1 protein-coding gene and 3 tRNA genes are annotated in these 881 nt (G+C 46.0%); all 4 read right to left on the minus strand.

Annotated elements, in window-relative coordinates; translation table 11 throughout:
* Positions 1–314 (minus strand): GTP-binding protein (locus J582_RS25405; RefSeq protein ID WP_004668258.1); only part of this gene is annotated, 314 nt, incomplete at its 3' end.
* A 159-nt stretch (positions 315–473) separates the two neighbouring features.
* A tRNA-Thr gene (locus tag J582_RS25410) sits at positions 474–548 on the minus strand.
* A gap of 13 nt (positions 549–561) precedes the next feature.
* Positions 562–637, minus strand: a tRNA-Gly gene (locus tag J582_RS25415).
* A 36-nt stretch (positions 638–673) separates the two neighbouring features.
* Positions 674–757: transfer RNA gene (locus tag J582_RS25420), tRNA-Tyr, on the minus strand.
* Positions 758–881 lie beyond the last annotated feature (124 nt).

Here is an 881-nt window from a genome sequence, read left to right on the forward strand (position 1 = left end):
ACAAGGATCGCGCCGTCCATCTGAGCAGCACCAGTGATCATGTTTTTAACGTAATCGGCGTGGCCCGGGCAGTCAACGTGTGCGTAGTGACGAATTGGAGAATCGTATTCTACGTGTGAAGTATTAATTGTAATACCACGTGCTTTTTCTTCAGGTGCTGAGTCGATTTGCGAGTAATCTTTCGCTTCACCGCCGTAAGTTTTTGCACAAATAGTTGCAATCGCAGCAGTTAAAGTTGTTTTACCATGGTCAACGTGACCGATTGTACCCACGTTTACGTGTGGTTTATTACGTTCAAACTTGGCTTTAGCCATGATGATCTTCCTCGTTTACGTCGAACCAACTACAAATGGCGCTGAACTAACTCAGCTTATCGACATATCGCCTAAAAAACAGACACCCAATACTTGAAAAGCAGACTATATAGCCTGCTTTCTGAAAACTTTGTGGAAATCCACTCAAACTTTAATATCTGGAGCTCTTATCGAGATTTGAACTCGAGACCTCTCCCTTACCAAGGGAGTGCTCTACCACTGAGCTATAAGAGCGACTATCCTTCGATGGAGCGGGAGACGAGGATCGAACTCGCGACATGCAGCTTGGAAGGCTGCCGCTCTACCAACTGAGCTACTCCCGCAACGTTGGTAATAACCACTTCATTCGAAGTTTAGGATGGTGGTGAGAGAAGGATTCGAACCTTCGAAGCTTTCGCAACAGAGTTACAGTCTGCCCCCTTTGGCCGCTCGGGAATCTCACCAATATCGCACTTATCTACAGTGCTGTTCTTTACTCATTCAACTTAACACTTTAAAATGGTGCCGGCACACGGATTCGAACTGTGGACCTACTGATTACAAGTCAGTTGCTCTACCAACTGAGCT

Source organism: Acinetobacter sp. 1566109 (assembly GCF_000582255.1).
In the GTDB taxonomy this organism is placed as follows: domain Bacteria; phylum Pseudomonadota; class Gammaproteobacteria; order Pseudomonadales; family Moraxellaceae; genus Acinetobacter; species Acinetobacter nosocomialis.